Here is a 24,575-nt window from a genome sequence, read left to right as displayed (position 1 = left end):
CCTTAATGTTCGTGTATTTCATTGACTTTGGTATAGCGGATTGCTAAACTGGAGATGCTGCTAAGAGAAGCAGTAAATCAATGGGTACACAGTACCTTATGGAGGTTGTTTGGTTATGTCGACCGTTGTAGTTGTCGGAACCCAGTGGGGGGACGAAGGTAAAGGGAAAATAACCGACTTCCTGGCTGAATCGGCTGAAGTGGTGGCAAGATACCAGGGAGGTAACAATGCCGGCCACACGATTCTTATCAACGGAAAGAAGTATAAGCTGCACTTGATTCCTTCCGGAATTTTCTATAGTGATAAAGTCTGTGTGATCGGCAACGGAATGGTGATTAATCCGGCTGCATTGATTGAGGAAATTCAGTACATTCATGAGAATGGATTTACGACCAATAATTTGAAAATAAGCGACCGGGCTCATCTGATTATGCCTTATCATCTGCTGCTTGACGAATTAGAGGAAGAGCGCAAAGGGCCGAACAAAATCGGCACCACCCGCAAAGGAATTGGACCTTGCTATATGGATAAGGCCGGGAGGAACGGCATCCGGATTGCGGATCTGATGGATCGGCAGCAGTTCGAGACCAAGCTGCGCCGGCTGGTGAAGGAGAAGAACGATGTTATCGAGCGCGTGTACGGACGCCAAGGTCTGGACGCAGATTCGATTCTCAAGGAATATCTCGAGTATGCGGAAGTGATCAGACTTTATGTGGCGGATACTTCCGTTGTGCTGAACGACGCTATTGATTTGAACAAGAAGGTGCTTTTTGAAGGGGCGCAGGGGGTTATGCTGGACCTGGATCAAGGCACCTATCCTTTCGTGACATCGTCTAATCCGACGGCCGGCGGGGTGTGCATCGGCTCCGGTGTCGGCCCTACGAGAATCAACCAAGTCATTGGTGTGGCCAAGTCTTATACGACGCGGGTTGGAGACGGTCCGTTTCCGACGGAGCTCCACGATGCAATCGGGGATCAAATTCGCGAAACCGGCAATGAATACGGGACGACAACCGGCCGTCCGCGCCGCGTCGGCTGGTTCGACAGCGTTGTAGTGCGGCATGCGAGAAGGGTAAGCGGGCTTACCGGGCTGTCGCTCAATTCGCTGGACGTGCTGAGCGGGTTGGATACGGTAAAGATCTGTACCGCCTATAAGTACCGCGGGGAGCTTCTGGAGACTTATCCGGCGAATTTGAACATGCTGGCAGAGTGCGAGGCGGTCTACGAAGAGCTGCCGGGGTGGCAGGAAGACATTTCGCAGGCCCGTTCACTGGACGATCTTCCGGCCAATGCCAGAAGATATGCGGAGAGAATCTCGGAATTAACCGGAGTTCCGCTCGTTATTTTCTCGGTGGGACGCAATCGGGAGCAGACGAATTTGGTCCGTCCGATTTATAGATAGGGATATATGAAGGTATGGAAATTAAACTCCGAATGCATCGGCATTCGGGGTTTTTTAGTATAGGAGTTATAACTTCCGCAAAGTGAAAATCGGTCCGAAGGTTTGATGTTACTGGCGAAATATAAGGCTGGGCATAGATATTGCCGTGGAGAAACCATCGCTTTCTAGGAGGAAAGATGATTTAACTGTATTTTATGTAGGTAGACTCAAGCAAATGGCTGGATTTTCAAGGTAGAATAGAGTTGAATTGCATCAATAGTGTGAAATTTGAAAACTAAATGGATATCATACAGTTAGATTTCTATATTCGGAAGAAATATGGAAACTAACTGGAAAACCTACAGTTAGTTTGCGCCAGAACAGCCGTTTTGCCCAAAGTTGCCCATTTTAACTGTAGTTTATCCAGTTAGTTTGATCATTTTCGCCCATTCGCTTGAATCTACCTGTACAAAATCCAGTTAGACGTGCCGCTCCGCTTGCAACGATGCCTGCAGACGGTAAAATAGACGGATTTTCAAGATAGACGTTCAAGTAAAAGGCTCCGCTAGGAGCTTTTTTTACCACATAGGAATCTTTAAGTTCTTTACAGCGTTAATACGATGTAAAAAAGATTTCTATTGGCATAAAAAGCTACCTTAAATACCGGGTTATTCATCTTCGAGAAGGCTCCGTTAGGGGCTTTTTTTATAGTTTCGGGTTATATCCGTTTCCGTTCCGTCAATACTGGAAAGTAGGCACACCGGATGGATAGGAGGAACCAACCATGACCAAATTTATTGTTCATTTAAGCCGTACCCTGTTGATTGCGGCTATCGCTTCGGGATTTACGTTGTACTTTACTTGGACGATTGTTCATACTTATGTCGATAAGCTGATCTCTCACTTCAACATTCCCATAGAAGGCTCGTTCGTGACGTTTTCCGATTTGATCGGCAGTGTCGCGGGAGACTTCGAGTCTATGACACAAGGAGGAGACACCCGTAAGGAAGCTGGCCAGAAGCCGCCGGCAGAGGAAACGGAGGATTCCGATCTCTCAACTCCGGATTCCCAGGAGTCCTCAACGGACGCCGTGCCCGTATTCGGCCAAAGCGGGAGCGGGCTGGGACAGCAGTCGAACGCCGGCAAAAGCGAAGTCATCATCTCTCCCGATGATTTATCTTCGAAGAAGGATCAATTGAATGAGGAAGACAAGAAAAAGATTTTTGCCTATATGGCGAGCTTGCCCGCTGAGGACTTGCAGACCATATCGGCTATGATGGAAGGGGGAATTACGGAGGAGGAAATGTCGGAAATTAAAAAAATTGTCGAAAAAACATTAAAGCCGGAAGAATATAGTCAACTAATGGAGATATTACAGAAGTATTGACACCCTGCATATAAGAGGAAACGGGCATGATTTCGCTAATTCCGACACGTTCTGATCCAGCAGGTTGAAAAAAAGCAGCGACCTGTGGTACAGTGTAAAAGAACTATTTTCCTTTAACCTGGTACGTAAGGCTATTTGGTTACAAAATGGTTAAAGTTAATTCAGGACTTAAGAGGAGAGAATCATGACAGTTTCCAAGATGAAAAATTGGATCAAGGAGAAATGGGCCAACGTGCAACAGGTCGGCTCGAAGATCCGATTCAAGAGCTTGACTGGCAAGATCGATGCCATCTTGAGCAATAAGAAATCGAATTCCACAGCTGCGCTTGAGCCAGCTTCTCAAACTATAGCGAAATCATATCCGTCTTCTACAGAAAATACTGCGATGCAGCGGCCAGTCGGTCTTATGTCCCGCATACGGGATTATCGGATTCAAATTGCCAAGGGTGTTGGGGCTTTTGGACTATTGGCGGGAATCACCGTCGGGGGCAATTATTACGTTCAAATGAATACGCTGGACGTCTATGATGTCTATATGAAAGACGTTCAAGTCGGAACCGTGAGCGATCCTCAGCTAGTCGAGGATCTGAAGCTGGAGAAATACAAGAAACTGGAGCAGAATTCCCAGGATGTTCACATGGTTCTTAATACAAACGACATAACATTACGGCATGAAAGGGCTTTCAAGAAACCCTTTGACAACGAGGAAACTCTCCGCAAGCTGGATGAGCTGTTGGTTCCCGAAGCGGTAGGGGTTCAAGTGAAGGTAGATGGCGATCCGGTGGCGATCGTCAAGGATAAGGATACGGCGGAAGAGGTCCTTCAGCGAATTATGAGCAAGTATACGGGAGAGCAGAAGAAGGAATCCGGTGAAGTCACCGCTCTCTCTGCCGAACCGGAGGACAGCGACTTGGCTCCGGGGCAAAGCGAGCTTCAGGAGGCGTCCTTCCTGCAGAATGTTGATCTGGTTACGATGAAGGTCGAGCCGGAACAAGTGATGAACCCCGACGAAGTGCAGGCAACGTTAGAAACGGGCAATGCCACTCCGACGATGTATACAGTGGTCAAGGGAGATTGTGTCTCCTGTATTGCACACCGATTCAAGATTTCCCAGGATGTTATTTATGAGAATAACCCTTGGATTGTGAACGACCGGATAACGGAAGGCGACGTTCTTAATTTGACGGTTCTGGAGCCGAAGCTTTCGGTCAAGACCGTGGAGAAGCTGGTCGAGCAGCAAGAAGTACAGTATGATACCGAGGTTATTACCGATGATGAGATGAAGCTGGGAGAAGTCGAAACGATTACGCCCGGCGTTAACGGAATGAAGCTAGTCACCTTCAGCATTACGAAAGTCAACGGACAGATGCGGGAGGAAGAGATCATTAACGAAGAGATGATCAGTGAGCCGGTCAAGGCAGTGGTCAAGAAGGGAACCAAGGTTATTCTTGGGGAAGGCACCGGAAATTTTGCTTGGCCTGTTGTTTCTCCGAATGTGTCGAGCGGATTCGGCAAGCGTTGGGGTAAGCTACATAAAGGGATAGACATTACTTCCAGCAAGAAAAATATTCTCGCTGCAGATAACGGAACCGTCGAAGCTGCGGGCTACAAATACGATTACGGCAATTATGTGATTATTGATCATAAGAATGGGTACAAAACATTATACGGCCATATGAGCAAGATTGACGTATCGGCCGGCGATATCGTGGAGAAAGGCGAGAAGATAGGGTATATGGGCAGTACCGGCGACTCTACCGGGGTCCATCTGCATTTCGAAATTATTAATAACGGGACGGTAGAGAACCCGATCAAATATCTTAACCAATAATTACTAGGATAGGAATAGGCAGGCACGGACTAAACGAGTTCGCTGTTCTGCCTATTTTTTGTTAAAATATAAGAAAGTTGCTTACTCCGTTCTTATTTTCATCGAGTACCTGTACGTCCTTGAACGAGGGACGGCAACAGCCGATTACCTTGGAATAGGAGATAAAACAAGGAACAGGAGAAGGCTGCACCGGCAGCTTCTTCCGTCCCAAGATTCACCGGATTTCTAAATGTCGATAGAAAGTATGAGGTGAGTATCGTTGTTTGGAAAAATTTTGGTAGTGGATGACGAACAACCGATTGCCGATATACTGAAATTTAATTTGGAGAAGGAAGGCTACGAGGTAATCTGTGCCTATGACGGGGGAACCGCCGTAGAACTGGCTATGACAGAGAACCCGGATTTGATACTGCTCGATCTGATGCTGCCCGTTAAGGATGGCATGGACGTGTGCCGGGAAGTCCGCAACAGGAAGGACACCCCGATCATTATGCTGACAGCCAAGGACACGGAGCTGGATAAAGTGCTGGGGCTGGAGATGGGGGCGGACGATTATGTTACGAAGCCGTTCGGAACCCGGGAGCTTCTGGCCAGAGTCAAGGCTCACCTGCGGCGGCAGGCCAAGAATGAGCCGGAGAAGCAGGGAGCGTCCGATCAGGAAGGAATACGCATACACAGACTGTTAATCGATAACGACATGTATGTCGTGTATAAAGACGGTGTGCCGCTGGATTTGACCCATCGGGAATTCGAGCTGATTCAATATATGGCGCGGAATACGGGGAAGGTCATGACCCGCGAGCATTTGCTCCAGGCGGTGTGGGGGTATGACTACTATGGGGATGTCCGCACCGTGGATGTCACGATTCGCAGGCTGCGTGAGAAGATAGAAGACGAGCCCAGCCGTCCGGAATATATTACGACGAGAAGAGGATTAGGCTACGTAATGAGGAACCCTAAAGCAGGGGGACTGTAAATGATAGGAATCCGGTTCTTCCGAACGATTCAGATGAAGCTGATCATCATCTATGTACTGCTAATCTTATTCGCCATGCAGTTGATCGGCATCTATTTCATCAAGGCGATGGAAACCTCATTCATGAATAACTTCTCGGAATCTCTGAATTACCAGGCCATGCTGTTGTCCGATCTGGTAAAGCCCGTTCTGCTGGACAATCAGGAGAATGCCGATTCCGGAACGAAGCCGGAAGACGGTAAGACGATTAACGACCGGCTGAACCAAACGGTCAATAACTGGTACAAGGTAAGCAACGTGGAGATTCAGATCATCAACTCCAACGGAACCGTCATCAGCGCATCGGACCAGTATCCCCGTTCCATCATCGGGCAGAAGAATACCCAGCAGGTCGTCAGCCGCGCCCTGCAGAATATTAAGGACAAAGATAATGAGCGGATCCTGACGGATGTGGACGGGAAACGGAAGAAAGTGATCGCCATGCCCGTCAGCGAGGAAAACAAGGTCATCGGAGCGGTCTATATTGTCTCTTCCATGGAAGATATCTTCGACACGATCAACCGGATCAAGCAGATTTTCATGTCCGGTATTTTAATTGCGCTCGCCATGACGATTCTTCTCGGAATTATTCTGGCCCACACGATTACGAGCCCGATTAAAGAAATCACCCGGCAGGTGTCGTCCGTTGCCCGGGGGAACTTCGACCACCAGGTCAAAATATGGAGCCACGACGAGATCGGCCAGTTGAGCCGTGCCTTCAACGATATGACGAATCGTCTGAAGGAAGCGCTGTCCGTGAATGAAGAAGAGAAGGAGAAGCTGGCCTCCGTCTTGACGAGCATGAGTGACGGAGTCGTGGCTACAGACGAGCAGGACCGGGTGATCGTCATCAATCGCCGGGCGAGAGAAATGCTTCAGCTGAACAATCAGCCGGCGGACGGCAAGGATTTATACGAACTGCTGGGGCTTCCCAAGCAGCTGGCACTTCCCGGCGCGCGTGGCGAGGAGGTTACCCATCTGATCGAGATTCACCCTCAGGAGTCGGAAGAGAGCCGTAAGGTAAGAGCAACCTTCACTTCGGTTCACAGCCGGGAGAAGGGGACGACCGGAACGATTGTCGTGCTCCATGACGTGACGGAGCAGGAGGAGCTGGAGCAGTCCCGCCGGGAGTTCGTCGCCAACGTATCTCATGAGTTAAGGACGCCGCTGACCACGCTCAAGAGCTACCTGGAGGCTTTGGATGACGGGGCTATAGACGAACCGCAGTTGGCCAGGAAATTCGTAGGGGTGACCCGTAATGAAGCAGAGCGGATGATCCGGCTCGTTACGGATCTGCTTCACCTGTCCAGGCTCGATTCCAACCAGGCGATGCTCAAGAAGGAGCAGGTCCATGTGACGGAAATGCTGGATGAAGTGGCTGACCGGTTCTCGTTCCAGCTGCGGCAGCGCAGTATCGCCATCCAGATTATTATCGGTGATAATACGTCACCGATCTGGCTGGATCGGGACAAGATCGATCAGGTGCTGGATAACCTCGTCTCCAACGCGATTAAATATACGGGAGACGGCGGCCAAATTCGAATTATGGCCGAACGGCTGCCGAATGATATGCTCGAAATTAAAATTCAGGATACTGGAATAGGCATTCCGAAGAAGGATTTGTCGCGGATCTTCGAGCGTTTCTACCGGGTAGATAAAGCAAGATCGCGCAATATGGGAGGGACGGGCCTGGGGCTGTCCATTGCCCGGGAAATTATTAAAGCCCATGGCGGTGCGATTGCGATAGATTCGGAGTTTAATGTAGGAACGACGGTGTCTTTCACTCTTCCCTATATGGAGGAAGGAAGCGGGACTAATCATGATGGAAAAAGCTAAAACCGTTGCGCTGGTTGTTCTTGTCGCCGCTAGCCTGGTCCAAAGCTATTTGCTGGCCTACAGCTCACCGAATTACGAACCTATCAATCAGATGGAATATGTCGATTCGGGGCTGGATGGCCCGCCGGCCGCTTTGGCCGATCTCATTCTTCCCGAACAGATGATCATCCATTTTGGAAACAAGCAGCATACGGTACTTCCATACGGACATCAATTTTATAATATGGTGTACTCGGATTTGCTGAAACAGCGTTCTTTCGAAAACTTGCGCCGCACGAATCTTCCGGCTTCCTATCTGGACTGGGATTTGATTCGGGATACAAGGCCGGGTATCGAAATCCGCTTCAAGGAAGCCGTGCCGATTGGGACTTTGAAGAGCATTATGAAAATCAAGGAAGATTTTACGGTGGAGGATGTAGGTATATCCAAAATCTGGATATACGAATCTAAGGAAGAAGTAAAGACGTACTTTCTGAGTGATTCCCCCGAAATCGTCTACGAGGCGGTTCAATCGGACTTAACGGTCAAAGAGCTGGAAAATAAAATAGGCCTCGGGGCTCATCTTCCCGCTTACTATCCGGACAGCAGACATGACTATTATCTTCCGGCAGTCGATTTGCAGATGGTTCAATATAAGGTGCCCTTCAATATTTTCACAGAGGATCAGCTTAAACGCAGTCTGTTTCCCGACCCGGGAATGGCCCGCTTCCTCTTCGAGCGGGATGGGGCGCAGATTTATACAGACGGCAAGAGAGGGCTTCAGGTCCGCAATGGGGATCATTGGTTTAGTTATTCGGACCCGGTCTCGGTACCGGTAGAAAGCAGAGCGGAAACGAAAGAAAATTTGACGAACGCGGTGAAGTTCATTAACCGTCACGGGGGATGGAACAGCGACTATTTATTCAGCCGGGTAAGTCCGAATTATGCCTTCGGGCCGCAAACGTTCGAATTCAGACAGTATGTCGGGGGTTATCCGGTGATGAATACGGAGCAGAGCAGCTTCGGGTACATCAAGATCGTCATGCAAAAAGGGGTTATATCCAACTACGAACGGTCAATGATCAACATGGATATCAGATTGGCGGAGAAGAGCGCGTACCGTCTGCCTGGCGGAGATGCGTTGGCCACAATGCTGGAACAGAGCGGTCTAAATCCGGTGGCGGTCTACCCGGCTTACCAGGCCACTCTCGGAGATGAGAAGATCCATCTGGTCCCCCAGTGGGCCGTAGAGCTGCAGGACGGCACTTACCGGTTCCTCAAGGAGCCGATGAGCGAGGAACTGGCCGGGAGCTAGAGAAATGATCCGGTGAAATGCTCGGAGAAGCATTTTCAAGGGTGATGAAGTATGGGGAAAGCTCTCTGAAAGGTTGCTCAAGAGAAGGGTCCGCGCAGAGATTTGGCTATTGCAAGCTATAGGTTAAGCCAAGGGGCGGGACACTTCGGTTGGGCGGCCAAGGAATACCCTGAGCGGCAGGAATGGACATAAGAACAGCAATCGATGATAACAACGGTAATCAACAGAAGGACTGGGCGAGGACCGGGCACGGCCGGACGAGGCGGACTAAATTAGGCGTTGGACAAGGAGCGTGAGGCCATGGATTGGGGAAGGGCGAAAACGATTTTGATTCTATCTTTTCTCTTTCTGAACATTATGCTCGGATATCAACTGTGGACGACCCGCTGGGGTCAGACGGGCACCGAATCCGACACGGCTTTCATTATTGAGGAGACGAGCAAGCTTCTTGCCAGCAAAAATATTCAATTGAAGGTAGAGGAGGTCCCCAAGGATGCTCCCAAGCTGAAGAGCTTTACCGTCCAATTCGACGAAGCTTCCCGCAATGCCGAGAAGATTCCGCTAGACAGCCCGCTTAAATGGTCCAGTCCGTTCAGCAAGAACCTGGCCAGGGAATTAACCAGCCGATCGTCCGTAAGGTATGCCGATCAGTATGCTTTCGATCCGGTGCGCAGCGGCAACGGAGTGTATGTCTTTAATCAACTGGTGGATAAAATACCGTTGTTTGACGTGACTTTGCAATTATATGAGGAGAACGGGCAAATTACAGGTTACAAACAAGCCTATGTTGAAGTACAATCAGGAGGAGAGCAGCAAGAACAGAAGGTGATCTCGGCTTATACGGCGATTCGCAGCCTAGCGGAGAATTATCTTCCGGAAGGAACCGTTATTGTCGATGTGAAGCTGGGGTATCACGGGCCGAACTTCGATTCGGAGACCCAGTATATGCTTCCCTTCTGGAGGATTACTCCGGAGGAGGGCAACCCTTACTACGTTCAAGCATATAACGGGGAAGTAGAGGAAAGTCGGGATACTAAGAAAAGTCCCTAATGAAGCTATTTTCAAAGGATAAACCGGTATTAGAGGAAGCTTTGCATACCAGATTTATATTGATATTTCGGATTTCAAACGGGGTTGTTTTCACAAAAATTTGCGAGTAACAGCCCTGAAGTATAAGCTTGGCTAATTGCTAGGCTTATACATATATGATATATGCAACAGAACTGACGAAAGAATGAGCTTCACGTCGGATAACGGCAAGGAATAGGAGTTTTGACATGGGATTGCGTTTTAGTGTATTGGCAAGCGGTTCGACGGGGAATTCGATGGTCGTGACGAACGGGGAAACCAAGCTGCTGGTGGACGCGGGGCTAAGTGCCAAGAAAATTGAACAGCTGCTGGAAGAACGGAACGTGTCGGGCGAAGAGCTGGGTGCGATTCTTGTCACTCATGAGCACTCCGATCATATCAAAGGGCTGGGAGCACTGGCCCGGAAATATGATTTGCCCATATATGCGAATGAGAAAACATGGGAGGCTCTGAACAAGCAGATTGGGGAAATCGCTGAAGCCAATGTGAAGGTTATGGATACCGGAAGCATGATCGAGTTCGATTCCATTCAAGTGGAGTCCTACGCGATTTCCCATGACGCGGCGGAGCCGGTGGGCTACTGCTTCTATGAAGGAGACAAGAAGCTTAGTCTCGCCACCGATCTGGGATATATGAGCAGCAAGGTCAAGGAGCAGGTGCTGGATTCCGACGTGCTCATTCTGGAATCGAATCATGATGTCGAGATGCTGCGAATGGGCAAATACCCCTGGAATATCAAGAGGCGGATCTTAAGCGATATAGGCCACCTGTCGAATGAAGCCGCGGGCGATGCGCTCAGCGAGATTCTTGGGGGCAAGACGAAGAGGGTGTACCTGGCGCATCTGAGCCAGAATCATAATCTGATGGATCTGGCGCGAATGACGGTGGAGAATATTTTGGAACAGAATGACATAACTCTAAACGATGGGCGGCTTACTCTAAAGGATACTTACTTTGATCGTCCAACGGAATGGGATAGTCTGGATGAGGAATAACCGGGTCCAGCTTCCGGGCCATCGTCTCGATTTCTTCACGGGTGATCACTTTCTTATCAATCAGCAGCTCGATAATGGCGCTCAGCACAAGAGTTTGCCGATAGTGATCTTCCTTAAGGTCGGCGAGCTTGCCGATCAAATCGATTTCTTTAAAATGCAGATTCATAACCGGTACCACCTTTCTAGCAATCTATGATTTTGCTGCGGCTACTATTATTGTAGGCTTCAAAGTGCCGAAACATTCCACCCCAGTATAAAAATGATTCGGAAATTAAGCGGGAAAGAGGGGAAACGATGAGCTTGTTCAATGACGAATTCTATTCCACCAAGGTGTCAAGGTGGGCAAGGAAAGGCCCCGAACGCCGCCGTTGGTGGCACAACAGGACTGCCCTGCTGCTGGTTCTGTCCGCCATAGCGGGTTCACTCGTTACCTTCTTCCTGATGTCAATTATTTCACATGGGGAGGGGACCCCTGCGACCGCTTCGGTTCCTCTGGAGGTTATTGACGTCAGCCGGGTCAAGGCCGTAGATAAAGTCAGTCCGACCGTCGTCAGCATCATCAGCTCGATCAAGGATAAAGACGGAGGCAAGGTACGCGGGATTGGAATGGGTTCGGGAGTCATTTTCCGGAAGGATGGCGACCGGGCGCTAGTCGTAACGAATAATCATGTGCTGGAGGAAGCGACCTCGTTCGAGGTGGTGCTGCCTACCGGGGAGCATAAGCAGGCCACAGTGGTTGGTGCGGATTATTTGGCCGATCTGGCCGTCCTGGAAATCGACGCCAGCGGGATCAAGACGGTGGCGGAATTCGGGAATTCGGATAAATTGAAGTCGGGCCAAACGGCCATCGCCATCGGGAATCCCCTCGGCGGGCTGTCTCAGACAGTCACCGCAGGAATTATCAGTTGGCCGAAGAGGACGATCCCGGTCTATCCCGGGCATGATGGCGAGTATGAATGGGAGCTGGACATGATTCAGACGGATGCGGCTATTAATCAAGGGAACAGCGGCGGAGCTCTGGTTGATCTGGACGGGAAAGTGATCGGGATTAACAGCTTGAAGGTGGCGGATACCGGAGTGGAAGGACTCGGATTCGCGATTCCGATCAATGAGGTGAAGGCGGTGCTGGATGAACTGATCGAGCATGGCAAGGTGCTTCGTCCGTTCATAGGGGTATCTACGGTCAATCTGACTTCCTTCAAGAGCGGGCTGGAATTGCTGAAGCTGCCCGACGATGTGAAGACCGGCGCGATAATCTTGGAGGTTTACGGGCCAGCCGCGGAGGCAGGTTTGTCAACAAATGACGTTATAGTCCAATTGGATAACCAGCCTGTCCATGGTACTCTGTCTCTGCGCAAATATTTGTACCAGAACAAGAAAATTGGCGAGAAAATAACGATTACGTACTATCGGGACGGAAAGAAAGAGACCGTTACGCTAACGCTCGCAGAGAATGACGAGTCGTGACGAACTTGAGAGAATATAGGTGAGAACATAGCTATGTATGTCGTTTGTAAGGAGCATCTGGAAATCGCAATCGATCGATTCGTCGACGAATATGAAGAGGCGCCGGACCTATACGCGCTATCGGAAGTCAGCTTCAAAGAATGGGACCCTCCACATCTGTGCGAGGAGAAGGGCTGCAAGCACGAGGCTCTTTTCTTGGTGATTTAGTAGTTCGGACGACCAAACATGTAGTTTCGGCGCTCCAAGCGTGGAGGTTCGCCGGACGACAAATTTTGCAGCACAGAGAGAGGCTGAATCCGGTGTTTTATTTGAACTCCCTTTAACAACTGAGATGAAAATGTTGAATGGCCGCCGGGTTAGTCCTGGCGGTTTTGCTTACCACATTAGAAAGTGTTCATTAAAGCATTAAAATGGAACGACTTTCTAATTGGCATAAAAAGCTACCTTTAAAACCGGGTTATTCGTCTTCGAAGAGGCTTCGTTAGGAGCTTTTTTTACCACATTAGAAAGTGTTCATTAAAGCATTAAAATGGAACGACTTTCTAATTGGCATAAAAAGCTACCTTTAAAACCGGGTTATTCGTCTTCGAAGAGGCTTCGTTAGGAGCTTTTTTTACCACATTAGAAAGTTTAAGTTCATTAAAAGCATTAAACAAGGAACAAACTTTCTAATTGGCATAAAAAGCCACCTCTAATACCGGGTTATTCATCTTCGAAAAGGCTTCGTTTGGAGCTTTTTTTATCCTCCCGGACTGGAGTTTATTCCTGCGGAAGTTTCTGATAATACTAAATATTACTTAGTATTACTTTGGGAGGCTTGTTCATGGGCCTATTCACAGCTCAATCATACATAAAGAAATAACGAGGAAGGGGCGCAAGATTGTGCAAATTCAAATTATTGGCGTCGGCAAACTGAAGGAAAAGTATTTAACCCAAGGCATTGCGGAGTACTCCAAAAGGCTGGGGCCCTATGCCAAGCTGCAGATCACAGAATTGCCGGACGAGAAAGCACCGGAGTCGATGAGCGCAGCCGAGGAGGAGCAGGTCAAGGCGAAGGAGGGGGAGCGCATCCTGGCGCAAATCAAGCCGGATGCACATGTCATCGCCCTGGCCATTGAAGGGCAAATGTGGACATCCGAGGAGCTGTCCCGGCAGCTCGACCAATTGGCCACCTACGGCCGCAGCCAGGTCACCTTCATTATCGGCGGATCCAACGGCCTCTCCGATGCCGTCCTCAAGCGCGCCAATCAGCACCTCTCCTTCGGCCGCCTAACCTACCCTCACCAGCTCATACGCCTCATCCTGGTGGAGCAAATCTACCGCGCTTTTAAGATTATGCGGGGGGAACCGTACCATAAGTGAGGCGAAATTTGTATCAACCTGAATTTCAAAAGTATCGCTCCTTTGAAAATATGAAAAAGGCTCCAAATCTTTGGTAGAATGGTGTTTGTCCAGAACAACATCACCCAAAGAGAGGAACACCACAGCCATCAGCAAAATCAAGCCCGAATTCTTACTGCAAAACGCGACCAGCTTCGGAGGCGTCAAAATCTTCTCGGCCTTTTTATGCGTAGCCTCTCCGGTGGCAAAAGGCCCAACTTGTTCTTTCTCGTTCACCGTATCCTGTTCTATCTCGTCGTCGGCTGGATACTCGGCTGTGAGGAGAGCTACATGCCGTTTGATCCTGTCGCTGCCTCTCTTTTTCCACCTTGCCCTTCGTTTGCGGTCGGTATCATCTGAATCTAACCTTTCAAATGTTGGTTTTACGACTTTTGGCTTGGTTTTTCTCGATTTCAACCCCTAATCGAATTTCCCTAAAGTAGGAATTGCGAAAACTTGAAACAAGGAAATTCAACATGAGATGTCGAATAAGAAAAGTTACGTGGTTTTGGGCGGAACAAGAGGTGAACTATGGAAATCATCAATAATATCGACCATCTTCTCGGGGAAAATTTGAAACTTGAACTCTGTAAAGGCAGCAAAATATCGATTGCTGCATCATGCTTCTCCATTTATGCCTATGAAGCCTTAATGAAAGAACTGAATCAGGTGGAGGAAGTCCGCTTTATCTTCACTTCCCCCACATTCATTGCAGACAACATTCAAAAAGAAAAACGGGAATTTTACATCCCGAAACGGAACCGGGAAAAAAGCTTGTACGGCACCGAATTTGAAATCCGGCTCAAAAACGAATTGACACTCAAAGCGATTGCAAAAGAGTGCAGTGACTGGATTCGTAAAAAAGTCACGTTCAAATCGAACCGTACTTCAGGTTTAATGCAAGGCATGCTGAATGTGCAGACTGCAAACGAGCCGATCACCTATATGCCGATTGATGGCTTTACGACCGTTGATCTTGGTTATGAAAAGGGCAATGCTCTCTCCAAGATGGTGAACAAGTTCACAGAAGCTCCGTTTACCAAAATGTATTTCGATCTGTTCGATCAGGTATGGAATGACAAAAGCAAGCTTGAAGATGTCACGAACCAAGTTGTGGAGCATATTTCATCGGTGTATAAAGAGAACTCTCCGGAGTTCATTTACTATGTCATTTTGTACAATATTTTCAACGAGTTCCTATCGGACATCACAGAAGACATATTGCCCAACGAAGCAACTGGATTCAAAGAGACGGAAATCTGGAAACGTCTCTATCACTTCCAGAAAGATGCGGTTCTTGGTGCGATTAATAAACTGGAAAAATACAATGGATGCATCCTGGCAGACAGCGTCGGTCTGGGGAAAACATTCACGGCTCTTGGCATCATTAAATACTATGAACTTCGCAACAAGTCCGTATTGTTGTTATGTCCCAAGAAACTCGGCGACAACTGGCTTACCTATAAACAGAATGTAACCAACAATATTTTGTATGCTGACCGATTCCGCTATGATGTACTCTACCATACGGACATATCGCGGGAAAGAGGCAAATCAAACGATATCCCGCTTGACCGGTTGAATTGGGGCAATTACGATCTGCTCGTCATTGATGAGTCGCATAATTTCCGTAACAACGAAGCCAAGAAAGATAAAGAGACGCGGTATCAGAAGCTGATGCGGAAAGTGTTAAAAAGCGGCGTGAAAACGAAAGTGCTCATGCTCTCCGCTACTCCGGTGAACAACAAGTTCATGGATCTTCGCAACCAGCTTGCCTTGGCTTATGAAGGAAATCCAGAGGAAATCAACAGCAAGTTGGGCACGGAGCGGGGGATTAACGACATCTTCAAACGAGCCCAGTCCGCGTTTAACCAGTGGTCTAAGATGGATGTTGCTGAACGTACAACGGAGACGCTTCTTGGTATGCTCGACTTCGACTTTTTTGAGCTGCTGGACAGCTTGACGATCGCCCGGTCACGCAAGCATATCCAGAAGTATTACAAAGCGGAAGAAATCGGCGAGTTCCCCAGACGACTGCCGCCTCTCTCCAAGTTTTGCGATTTGACCGACAGAACGGATGTTATCGGGTATAATGAAATTTTTATAGAGTTGTCCAGAATCAATCTCGGCATTTATGCACCATTCAAATACATTCAGCCGAGCCGATTGCGTTTCTATGAAGAGTTGTATGACACCAGCGTAAGGGGCGGGAGCGGGAACTTCAGGCAGATGGATCGCGAAGGCAGCTTGCAACTCTTGATGCGGATCAACCTGCTGAAACGCCTGGAAAGTTCAGTGGAATCTTTCCGATTGACCCTTTCCAAGATTGTCTCCAAAATTGATCAGACGCTTCAGCAAATCGAAGCGTTCGAGCGAAGCGGGAAATCCGACGCTGTAGGTTATACCGATATTGAGGATGCCAATCTTGACGATGACGACTGGTTGGACGATGATTTCAGCATCGGGGATACAATCAAGATCAATTTGTCCGATATGGATGTTCTTCGCTGGAAAGAAGATTTGATGAATGATCACAACATTCTTTCCGCCTTGCTGTCTGAAATGCGGAAAGTAACGCCTGAACATGATGCGAAGCTAAACACATTAAAGCAGGTTATTGATCACAAAATCAATCATCCGATCAATCCCGGCAACCGCAAAGTCATCATTTTCAGTGCGTTCACGGATACCGCGGCGTACTTGTACACGCATTTATCTGCGTACATGAAGGCGAAGTACAATATCGACACGGCCAAAATCGTCGGCAGCGATGAGAACAAAAACACCGCTGGTTTGCGGAATGATATCAGCACATTGCTGACTTGCTTCTCGCCTCGATCCAAGGAGAAGAAGCTGACCATGCCGGATGTCAAAGGCGAGATTGATCTGCTCATTGCTTCCGATTGTATTTCTGAGGGGCAAAACTTGCAAGATTGCGACTATCTTATCAACTATGACATTCACTGGAATCCAGTGCGGATTATTCAACGATTTGGCCGAATAGACCGGATCGGTTCGCAGAACAAGGAAATTCAATTGGTGAACTTCTGGCCCAACATGACGCTGGATGAATACATTCAGTTAAAAGAACGGGTCGAAAATCGCATGGTCATCATGGATATGACGGCAACCGGCGATGATAACGTTCTGTTCAATCAATCCAGCGATCTGGAATATCGGAAGCAGCAACTTCATCGTTTGCAAAAGGAAGTCGTCGATCTGGATGATATGAACACAGGCGTCTCCATCACCGATTTGGGCCTGAACGATTTCCGCATGGACTTGGTGAACTATGTCAAGGAAAACGGAGAACTTGATACCGTTCCGAGCGGACTGCATGCGGTTGTGGCTGCTGATGAAGAGAAGGGAGCAAAGCCCGGCGTCATCTTTGTTCTTCGCAATGTCAATGAGGAACTGAACCCCGACAAGCAGAACCGGCTACATCCCTTTTACCTTGTCTATATGAGCGAAGATGGTGAAGTCATCACCAATCATATGGATGTCAAAAAGACACTTGATATCCTGCGATCTCTATGCAGAGGGCAATCCGAACCAATGATGGATGCTTGCCGCAGCTTCAATCAAGCGACGAAAGACGGCAAAAAGATGTACATGTATTCCATGTTGTTGGAAGAAACGATTCGCTCAATTGTTCAGGTGAAAGAAGAAAACGATCTGGACAGCTTGTTCAGTAGCGGCGGGACGACGGCACTAATCGACTCGATTAAAGGGATTGAGGACTTTGAACTCATCACCTTTGTCGTCATCAGGCAGGTGAATGCGTGATGTTTCAATTGCCGTCAAGTACACTCGTAAACCGCAAAATTCCGAAGAACAAATTTTATGAGAAGCTGCATGCAAACCAACATCTGAAGGAATTGTTTACTGAACAAGTCGAATCGATCATCTGGAAACACAAGTTATCCAAGGAGACGATTCGTCTCGATCCGAAAGACGACATTGAAGAAATTCAGATATTCGAGATTCATTTGAAGGAGCAAACCTACTCCCTTGACTTGCTGCGGAATATTGACAAGGCGATCCCTTATCCCATTTTGCATGTCTTAATGTATGATGGTCAGGCCAAGCTCGCTATCGCCTACAAAGAGCGAAATCAAACCGACGACAATCGGTCTGTAGTTCGTTCCTACCACGAGACGGACTGGCAACCGGCGGAGAGTATCGAGCTGGATATCCTCCAAGGACTCAATCTAAAGGTTGTTTATGAGAACATCATCCGTCAACTGCTTCCCATTAAGGTGAAGCCGGAAATCGAGCTTACAGCCGTTTTGGAGCGGCAAGCCCAAATTGACAAGTTGACGCAAGAATGCCACCGGCTAGAGTCCAAGATTCGGGCTGAAAAACAATTCAACCGCAAAGTCGAATTAAACATGGAACTACAACGCAAGAGAAAAGAACTGAATCAACTTCTTGATTAAGTAACTGGAGGTCAAACCAATGAACAAATTGACAATGAAATCGGTTGATTTGACTCAAGTCAATATCGACAAGATTGCAGAGTTGTTCCCCAACGTGATTACCGAAGCCAGAGATGAAAAAGGAAAAATCAAACGAGCGGTCGATTTTGATTTGTTGAAGCAGGAACTTTTCGATGTTCTGGTTGAAGGTGAAAAAGAACGGTATCAATTGACGTGGCCTGGGAAGAAACAGGCCATCCTTAACGCAAACACACCGATTGACAAAACGTTGCGTCCTGTCAAGGAAGACAGCGTGGATTGGGATAATACGCAGAACCTGTACATTGAAGGTGATAACCTTGAAGTTTTAAAGCTGCTTCAGGAATCGTATTTGAATAAAGTTAATCTGATTTATATTGATCCACCGTATAATACCGGGAAGGATTTCATCTATAAGGATGACTATAAGGAATCCACCAAAGAATATCTTGATGAATCCGGTCAGGTAGACGAGGAAGGAAACCGTTTATTTCTGAATACAGAGTCAAATGGTAGGTTTCATAGTGATTGGCTTACAATGATGTATTCGAGGCTTAAAATTGCAAGAAATTTAATGACTGACGATGGTGTAATACTCGTTAATATTGATGAGAATGAAGTTACTAATTTACAAAAACTTCTTAACGAGATATATGGTGAACAAAACGAACTTGGCACAATTATTTGGGACAAAAGAAACCCTAAAGGGGATGCAAGAGGAATTGCATATCAACACGAATATATTATTGCCTATGCAAAAAATATTGATAGCTGTCTCTTAAAGAATGACATTAGGCGTCTTAAAAAAAATGCAGAGAAAATACTCAAAAAAGCCCAACAAATATTTGCCAAGCTAAGTTCATCATTTACCCTTGACGATGTTAACAGGGAGTTCGTTAACTGGATCAATTCACAACAGGATTTAAGTGGTGGGGAAAAAGCATATAACAAGATTGATGAAAACGGAGATGTTTTTCGTCCCGTTTCAATGGCTTGGCCAAACAAGAAAAAGGCACCCGATGATTACTTTATTCCATTGGTTCATCCTATTACCAAAAAGCCTTGCCCAGTCCCAGCTAGAGGGTGGAGGAACCCATCTGCAACTATGAACAGATTGTTGGAGGAAGGAAGGATATTGTTTGGCGAAGATGAAACGACAATACCGAATAGAAAATATCTATTAAAAGAAAATATGCACGAAAACATTCCATCCCTCTTATATTTTGGTGGGAGTGATGAAGACTTACTAAATAAACTTGATATTCCATTTGACACTCCGAAAGTTGTAGAAATTAGTAAGGAACATATCATGTCTTTTGCTAATAAAGACGCATTAATTTTAGACTTCTTTTCCGGCTCGGCAACTACTGCCCACGCAGTCATGCAACTTAACGCTGAAGATGGAGGAAATCGAAAATACATTATGGTACAGCTTCCGGAAGAAACCGATGAGAGATCCGAAGCATATAAAGCCGGTTACAAAAACATCTGCGAAATCGGTAAAGAACGTATCCGCCGGGCAGCGAAGATGATTAAAGAAGAAACAGGTGCAGACATCGATTACGGCTTCCGGGTATTCCGCGTGGATTCATCGAACATGAAGGACGTTTACTACACACCGGACAAGCTAAAACAGGGTGACATGTTCGATCTTGCATCCAATATCAAAGAAGATCGTACCGGGGAAGATTTGCTAATCCAGGTCATGCTGGAACTCGGCCTTGAGCTTTCGTTGCCTATGGAAACGAAACAGATTGAAGGGAAGACCGTCCATTACGTCGCCGGAAACTCTTTAATTGCATGTTTTGATGACAACGTATCGGAATCCGTCATTATACAAATTGCAGCGGAAAAACCGCTTCGGGTTGTATTCCGCGATAGTTCCTTTGAAGATGATTCCGCTCGCATCAATGTAGAAGAATTGTTCAAGATGCTCTCTCCGGGCACAGAAATTCAAGTGCTGTAAGGTGGTGAGCTCAAATTGAAGATCAAATTCAAGCATCAGCAGTTTCAGTTGGACGCCGTAAAAAGTATCGTGGATTGCTTTGAGGGGCAACCGAATGAGTTGTCCCGATTTACCCTTGACCGCGGCAGAAGACAAAAGCCGGAACAAATGGTCATGGATGATCTCGCGAATGCCGAACAAGCGAATATTGGATTCAAGAACAACGCCATTCAATTGATTGATCAGGAAATCTTGAAAAACATCCAAACGGTGCAACGGAAGAACGGTCTGAAAATATCCGAGAAGCTTGAGAACAAATATAATCTGACGATCGAAATGGAAACCGGGACAGGCAAAACCTATACGTACATCCGTACCATGTTCGAACTGTACCAAAAGTACGGATGGAGCAAGTTTATTGTCGTTGTTCCTTCTATCGCCATTCGTGAAGGTGTGCTCAAGACGTTCCAGATCACGGAAGATCACTTCATGTCCGAATACGGCACGAAGGCACGATACTTTGTGTATAATTCGAAGCAATTGCATCATATTGAGAAATTTGCCAGCGACGCCGGGATCAATGTCATGATTATCAATTCGCAGGCCTTTAATGCGAGAGGGAAAGATGCAAGACGGATTTACATGGAACTGGATGACTTCAACAGCCGCAAACCGATAGACGTTCTGGCGAGCACGAATCCGATCATGATCATAGACGAGCCGCAATCCGTGGAAGGCAAGCAGACGAAAGAATCCCTAAAGGCTTTTAATCCGTTGTTCACCTTGCGATATTCGGCGACACATCGTGAAGATTACAACAAAGTGTACCGGCTCGATGCTTTGGATGCGTACAACAAAAAGCTGGTGAAAAAGATCAGCGTGAAGGGGATTACGGCCAAAGGAACAAGCGGCACGGACAGCTATCTGTATCTGGAAGGAATCGATGTGAGCACGAAGCATGCTCCGGTGGCCCGGCTGGAATTCGAAGTGAAGACAAAAACGGGTCTTGCCAGGAAGACGCATAAAATCAGACAAAATGACGATATATACCAATTATCCGGTGAGCTTGAGCAGTACAAGGGATATAAAGTGTCCGAAATTAATGGACAAAATAACAGCATTAGCTTTATAAACGGCGTAACTTTATACGCTGGAGATGTTCAGGGGGATGTTGGAGAACTGCATTTCCGCCGTATTCAGATTCGGGAAACGATCAAGTCCCATTTTGAAAAAGAACGTGCGTTGTTTCATCAAGGGATTAAAGTGCTTTCGCTCTTTTTCATCGACGAAGTGGCAAAATATCGGCAATATGATAAAGATGGTTCGGAATTAAATGGCGTCTACGCAGATATGTTTGAGGAAGAATACACGGCCTTGCTCAATGAGCAATTGTCGCTGTTTGCCGATGATCCATACATTCAGTATTTGAATCGGATACAGGTGAAAGAAACGCATAAGGGTTATTTCTCGATCGATAAGAAAAGCAAACGTTATGTCGATCCGAAGGTATCGGCAAGAGAGACGGACTCCGATGATGCGGATGCTTATGACCTGATTATGCGGGATAAAGAACGATTGCTAAGTTTCGCGGAACCAACCCGGTTTATCTTCTCCCACTCTGCTCTTAAGGAAGGTTGGGATAATCCGAATGTGTTCCAAATTTGCACGCTGAAATATAGCGATTCCACCATCAAAAAACGTCAGGAAGTCGGGCGGGGACTGCGGCTTTGTGTCAATCAGAATGGTGAACGGATGGATTCGAGTGTACCAGGTATCGACGTTCATGAAATCAATGTGTTGACCGTCATTGCCAGTGAGTCGTACGAGCAATTTGCGAAACAGCTGCAAAATGAAATCGCCGAAACGCTGTCCGATCGTCCACGCAAAGCAGATCGCGACTTCTTCCTGGATAAGGTGTTGAAGAATGCACGCGGCGAGCAATTGAAATTAGAAGATACCTTAGCAAGCAAGTTACTGTACACGTTTATTAAAAATGATTATGTGGATGATCAGTACAATTTGACGGATGTTTATTTTAACGCTGTAGAAAATCAGGGGCTCAAACTTCCTGAGGAATTGACGGACTTTCAGGAACCGTTGGTCGAATTGGTTAAGTCGATTTATGTAGAGGGCAAATCGAATCTGGCGGATAATGAACGGAACCGTAATATTGCTTCCGTTATGGTCAATAACAATTTTTATAAAAAGGAATTTCAAGAGCTTTGGAACCAAATTAATCGCAAATCCGTGTATACTGTCAAATTCGACTCCGAGGAACTTGTTAAGAAATGTGTATGGACTTTGGACAATCATTTACAAGTGCCTGCGATCCGATATGCAATCAGGCATGGCGAAATGAACCGAATTGAGTCCCAGCAACAGCTAAAGTCGGGGGAAGCCTTTCAGACGCGAGAAACCAAAACAGAGCTTGTGGAAGTGAAACCGGATTTTCGGGTGAAATACGATTTGGTCGGAAAGCTAATGGACGAAACGCGGCTGACGAGAAAGACGATCGTGGCAATTTTAACGGGGATCAAAGAAGCGACTTTCCTTCAATTCCGCAAAAACCCGGAAGAATTCATGATTCGTGCCGCCAAGCTGATCAACGAGCAGAAGGCGACGACGATCATTGAATCCATCACATATGATGTTCTCAATGATACGTTCGAAGCGGACGTATTTACGAAAAATACATTATCAGGGCAATTAGGGCAGAATGCGATCCCGGTTGAAAAACACATTTACGACTATGTTGTGACGGATTCCAAGATCGAGCGTGCTTTTGCTAGAGAGCTTGATGTCAGCAACGAAGTTCGAGTGTACGCCAAACTGCCGCGTGGATTTTTTATCCCAACGCCAATGGGAAATTACAATCCGGACTGGGCAATTGTATTCAAAGAAGGTGAAGTGAAGCACATTTACTTCATTGCAGAAACGAAAGGCTCCATGGAATCCTTGGAGCTCCGGGAAGTGGAGAAGGCGAAGATCGAATGTGCCCGAAAACACTTTGCTAAGTTGAATACAGGACAGCTGAAGTATGATGTCGTGAACAGTTATGAGAAATTGTTGGAGATTGTGAAGGCTTGAATTAAAATTGGGCATAATATTGCTGGAATTTGTTAATCGGTGATATTGGTTGAATGGCTACAGCTAAAAATTGTGATTCCAAATACCAATTGAATATCATAAAATGAACTTAAAAAGGAGGTGGCGGAAGTGGCAAGAGTTGCAGTGAACCCAGAAGTGATTCGGTGGGCTTTACAACGTGCAGATGTAGCTGAGACGATTGAAAAGAAGTTCCCGAAGTTAATTAGTTGGATGAAAAATGAAACACAACCAACATTAAGACAACTGGAACAGCTTGCTAAAGCCACTTCCACTCCACTCGGTTTTTTCTTTTTATCTAAACCACCGCAAATACAGTTGCCTATTCCACACTATAGAACAATTGATGATACTTATGCTTCTAAACCAAGTCCTGACTTGCTGGAAACTGTCCAAATGATGCAGCGAAGGCAAGCATGGATGCGTGAATATTTATTGGATATGGGGCAAGAACCGCTATCCTATGTTGGATCTTGCCAATTGACGGATAAACCCAAGGAAGTGGCCCAAAAAATTAGAAGGACTTTGGAAATTGAAAATGGTTGGGCAGCGGACTGTAAAAGTTGGCAGGAAGCTCTCCAAATGTTAATGATCAAAATCGAGAATACTGGTGTCTTGGTTGTTAGAAATGGAATAGTAGGGAACAACACACACAGGAAGCTGGATGTGAATGAATTCAGGGGTTTTGTTCTTGTGGATGAATATGCCCCGCTGATATTCATTAACGGAGCTGATGGTAAGGCTGCTCAGATGTTTACCATTGCTCACGAATTAGCTCACATCTGGTTTGGGGCAAGTGCGGCCTTTGATCTTTCTAACCTTCAACCTTCTAATAAAGGGATTGAGCAAGCTTGTAATCAAACAGCAGCAGAATTCCTCGTGCCAGAAGATGAGTTGAGATCGGTGTGGGGGAGTATCAATAATGACCCTGATCGGTTCAACCTTTTGGCAAAACATTTCAAGGTGAGCAGCATTGTAACAGCTCGAAGAGCTTTAGACTTGATGTTAATATCTAGAGATGAGTTTTTTGATTTTTATCATGCATGGGTTGAAATTGAGCGTAAACAAGCTCAAGATGGAGAAGGCGGGGGAAACTTCTACTCGAACCAACACTTCCGAATTGGCCGACGTTTTGCGGAAGCTGTGTTTACAAGTGCAAAGGAAGGGCGTTTGCAATATAACGAAGCATATAGACTGACAGGCCTTAAAGGAAATACCTTTTCGGAGTATGCGAAACACCTTGGAATTGAGGTGTATTCATGACAGAATCATTAAGATTTGTTTTAGATACTAATGTTCTATATAAATGGCACTAAAGGATTTTGGAAACAAATGTCTAATACCTATAGGTAAAACCTTGTTGCCTGTGGGAGGCGATCCGAGTGAAAAACCC

17 protein-coding genes and 1 pseudogene are annotated in these 24,575 nt (G+C 46.8%); 17 read left to right on the top strand and 1 reads right to left on the bottom strand.

Annotated elements, in window-relative coordinates; translation table 11 throughout:
* Positions 1-115: 115 nt before the first annotated feature.
* From FS806_RS13105 to FS806_RS13070, 8 genes are all read left to right on the top strand, one after another.
* Positions 116-1,402 carry an adenylosuccinate synthase gene (locus FS806_RS13105; RefSeq protein WP_144937036.1) on the top strand — a complete coding sequence of 429 codons (1,287 nt, stop codon included), beginning with the start codon at positions 116-118 and terminating at the stop codon, positions 1,400-1,402.
* Between the two features lie 763 nt (positions 1,403-2,165).
* Positions 2,166-2,768, top strand: coding sequence for a hypothetical protein (locus FS806_RS13100; RefSeq protein ID WP_144937033.1), 603 nt, complete (start codon positions 2,166-2,168; stop codon positions 2,766-2,768).
* A gap of 184 nt (positions 2,769-2,952) precedes the next feature.
* Entirely contained in the window at positions 2,953-4,599 is a 1,647-nt protein-coding gene (locus FS806_RS13095) for a M23 family metallopeptidase (protein WP_144937030.1), read from the top strand.
* Positions 4,600-4,858: 259 nt separating this feature from the next.
* Positions 4,859-5,575, top strand: coding sequence for a response regulator YycF (gene yycF, locus FS806_RS13090; RefSeq protein ID WP_144937027.1), 717 nt, complete (start codon positions 4,859-4,861; stop codon positions 5,573-5,575).
* Complete coding sequence (gene walK / locus FS806_RS13085; RefSeq protein WP_144937024.1) at positions 5,576-7,450, top strand: cell wall metabolism sensor histidine kinase WalK; 1,875 nt, start codon at positions 5,576-5,578, stop codon at positions 7,448-7,450. It begins immediately after the preceding gene.
* Positions 7,434-8,744: a YycH family regulatory protein gene (locus tag FS806_RS13080; RefSeq protein ID WP_144937021.1), complete on the top strand. Its 1,311-nt coding sequence runs from the start codon at positions 7,434-7,436 to the stop codon at positions 8,742-8,744. Before walK ends, FS806_RS13080 begins: the two co-directional genes overlap by 17 nt.
* 300 nt (positions 8,745-9,044) lie before the next feature.
* Positions 9,045-9,794, top strand: a complete 750-nt coding sequence (gene yycI, locus FS806_RS13075) for a two-component system regulatory protein YycI (protein WP_144937019.1) — start codon at positions 9,045-9,047, stop codon at positions 9,792-9,794.
* A gap of 227 nt (positions 9,795-10,021) precedes the next feature.
* Positions 10,022-10,828: an MBL fold metallo-hydrolase gene (locus FS806_RS13070; RefSeq protein ID WP_144937016.1), complete on the top strand. Its 807-nt coding sequence runs from the start codon at positions 10,022-10,024 to the stop codon at positions 10,826-10,828.
* Here FS806_RS13070 and FS806_RS13065 read toward each other — a convergent pair.
* On the bottom strand, positions 10,767-10,994 hold the full coding sequence (locus tag FS806_RS13065; RefSeq protein ID WP_144937013.1) for a hypothetical protein: 228 nt from the start codon (positions 10,992-10,994) through the stop codon (positions 10,767-10,769). The genes FS806_RS13070 and FS806_RS13065 overlap by 62 nt on opposite strands.
* A 128-nt stretch (positions 10,995-11,122) precedes the next feature.
* Between FS806_RS13065 and FS806_RS13060 the strand changes: the two genes are divergently transcribed.
* The 9 genes and pseudogenes from FS806_RS13060 (at position 11,123) to FS806_RS13025 (ending at position 24,445) form a co-directional block, all read left to right on the top strand.
* Positions 11,123-12,295: a S1C family serine protease gene (locus FS806_RS13060; RefSeq protein WP_144937011.1), complete on the top strand. Its 1,173-nt coding sequence runs from the start codon at positions 11,123-11,125 to the stop codon at positions 12,293-12,295.
* Positions 12,296-12,328: 33 nt separating this feature from the next.
* Positions 12,329-12,502, top strand: a complete 174-nt coding sequence (locus FS806_RS13055) for a CxxH/CxxC protein (protein WP_144937008.1) — start codon at positions 12,329-12,331, stop codon at positions 12,500-12,502.
* Positions 12,503-13,177: 675 nt separating this feature from the next.
* Entirely contained in the window at positions 13,178-13,657 is a 480-nt protein-coding gene (gene rlmH, locus FS806_RS13050) for a 23S rRNA (pseudouridine(1915)-N(3))-methyltransferase RlmH (RefSeq protein WP_144937005.1), read from the top strand.
* An 85-nt stretch (positions 13,658-13,742) separates the two neighbouring features.
* Positions 13,743-13,966 (top strand): annotated as a pseudogene (locus FS806_RS26180) (hypothetical protein); the annotation flags it as partial.
* 240 nt (positions 13,967-14,206) lie between these two features.
* Positions 14,207-17,461: a helicase-related protein gene (locus FS806_RS13045; RefSeq protein WP_144937002.1), complete on the top strand. Its 3,255-nt coding sequence runs from the start codon at positions 14,207-14,209 to the stop codon at positions 17,459-17,461.
* Positions 17,461-18,114, top strand: a complete 654-nt coding sequence (locus FS806_RS13040) for a DUF4391 domain-containing protein (RefSeq protein WP_144936999.1) — start codon at positions 17,461-17,463, stop codon at positions 18,112-18,114. The genes FS806_RS13045 and FS806_RS13040 overlap by 1 nt, the downstream gene beginning before the upstream one ends.
* A 19-nt stretch (positions 18,115-18,133) precedes the next feature.
* The gene (locus FS806_RS13035) at positions 18,134-20,098 is read left to right on the top strand and encodes a site-specific DNA-methyltransferase (protein WP_144936996.1); all 1,965 of its coding nucleotides are present in this window, start codon (positions 18,134-18,136) and stop codon (positions 20,096-20,098) included.
* A 15-nt stretch (positions 20,099-20,113) separates the two neighbouring features.
* Entirely contained in the window at positions 20,114-23,164 is a 3,051-nt protein-coding gene (locus FS806_RS13030; protein ID WP_144936993.1) for a type III restriction-modification system endonuclease, read from the top strand.
* Between the two features lie 129 nt (positions 23,165-23,293).
* Positions 23,294-24,445, top strand: coding sequence for an ImmA/IrrE family metallo-endopeptidase (locus tag FS806_RS13025; RefSeq protein WP_144936990.1), 1,152 nt, complete (start codon positions 23,294-23,296; stop codon positions 24,443-24,445).
* Positions 24,446-24,575 lie beyond the last annotated feature (130 nt).

The sequence above is a fragment of the Paenibacillus sp. 32O-W genome (genome assembly GCF_007679495.1).
Classification (GTDB): domain Bacteria; phylum Bacillota; class Bacilli; order Paenibacillales; family NBRC-103111; genus Paenibacillus_L; species Paenibacillus_L residui.
Note: the sequence above shows the minus strand (reverse complement) of the source record. Positions and strands in the feature narration are given on the sequence as shown.